At 51.2% G+C, this 1,670-nt stretch carries 1 rRNA gene; it reads right to left on the bottom strand.

Annotated features, from left to right (window positions below):
• Positions 1–69 precede the first annotated feature (69 nt).
• Positions 70–1,628: ribosomal RNA gene (locus ACKTSC_RS13225) — 16S ribosomal RNA — on the bottom strand.
• Positions 1,629–1,670: the final 42 nt, after the last annotated feature.

Genomic DNA, 1,670 nt, shown 5'->3' on the forward strand with positions numbered 1-1,670 from the left:
AAATTGAGAGTAAACCTCTCAAAACTGAACGAATAAAATAACCTGTGTAGTCTCCGTAATATTCCTTAGAAAGGAGGTGATCCAGCCGCACCTTCCGATACGGCTACCTTGTTACGACTTCACCCCAATCATCTATCCCACCTTAGGCGGCTGGCTCCAAAAGGTTACCTCACCGACTTCGGGTGTTACAAACTCTCGTGGTGTGACGGGCGGTGTGTACAAGGCCCGGGAACGTATTCACCGCGGCGTGCTGATCCGCGATTACTAGCGATTCCGGCTTCATGTAGGCGAGTTGCAGCCTACAATCCGAACTGAGAGAAGCTTTAAGAGATTAGCTTAGCCTCGCGACTTCGCGACTCGTTGTACTTCCCATTGTAGCACGTGTGTAGCCCAGGTCATAAGGGGCATGATGATTTGACGTCATCCCCACCTTCCTCCGGTTTGTCACCGGCAGTCTTGCTAGAGTGCCCAACTAAATGATGGCAACTAACAATAAGGGTTGCGCTCGTTGCGGGACTTAACCCAACATCTCACGACACGAGCTGACGACAACCATGCACCACCTGTCACTTTGCCCCCGAAGGGGAAGCTCTATCTCTAGAGTGGTCAAAGGATGTCAAGACCTGGTAAGGTTCTTCGCGTTGCTTCGAATTAAACCACATGCTCCACCGCTTGTGCGGGCCCCCGTCAATTCCTTTGAGTTTCAACCTTGCGGTCGTACTCCCCAGGCGGAGTGCTTAATGCGTTAGCTGCAGCACTGAAGGGCGGAAACCCTCCAACACTTAGCACTCATCGTTTACGGCGTGGACTACCAGGGTATCTAATCCTGTTTGCTCCCCACGCTTTCGAGCCTCAGCGTCAGTTACAGACCAGAGAGCCGCCTTCGCCACTGGTGTTCCTCCATATATCTACGCATTTCACCGCTACACATGGAATTCCACTCTCCTCTTCTGCACTCAAGTTTCCCAGTTTCCAATGACCCTCCCCGGTTGAGCCGGGGGCTTTCACATCAGACTTAAGAAACCGCCTGCGCTCGCTTTACGCCCAATAAATCCGGACAACGCTTGCCACCTACGTATTACCGCGGCTGCTGGCACGTAGTTAGCCGTGGCTTTCTGGTTAGATACCGTCAAGGGATGAACTTTTTATTCTCATCCTTGTTCTTCTCTAACAACAGAGTTTTACGATCCGAAAACCTTCTTCACTCACGCGGCGTTGCTCGGTCAGACTTTCGTCCATTGCCGAAGATTCCCTACTGCTGCCTCCCGTAGGAGTTTGGGCCGTGTCTCAGTCCCAATGTGGCCGATCACCCTCTCAGGTCGGCTATGCATCGTTGCCTTGGTGAGCCGTTACCTCACCAACTAGCTAATGCACCGCGGATCCATCCTCAAGTGACGCAAAAGCGCCTTTCAAAAGAAAACCATGCGGTTTTCTTTGTTATGCGGTATTAGCACCTGTTTCCAAGTGTTATCCCCCGCTTGAGGGTAGGTTATCCACGTGTTACTCACCCGTTCGCCACTCTTTTTCTTTCGGTGGAGCAAGCTCCGGTGAAAGAAAAAGCGTTCGACTTGCATGTATTAGGCACGCCGCCAGCGTTCGTCCTGAGCCAGGATCAAACTCTCATAAAAAGTGTTTGAAACAATCTTGCGATTGTTAAGCTCAATTTTAAA

It is taken from the genome of Enterococcus hailinensis (genome assembly GCF_045862035.1).
In the GTDB taxonomy this organism is placed as follows: Bacteria; Bacillota; Bacilli; order Lactobacillales; family Enterococcaceae; genus Enterococcus_A; species Enterococcus_A hailinensis.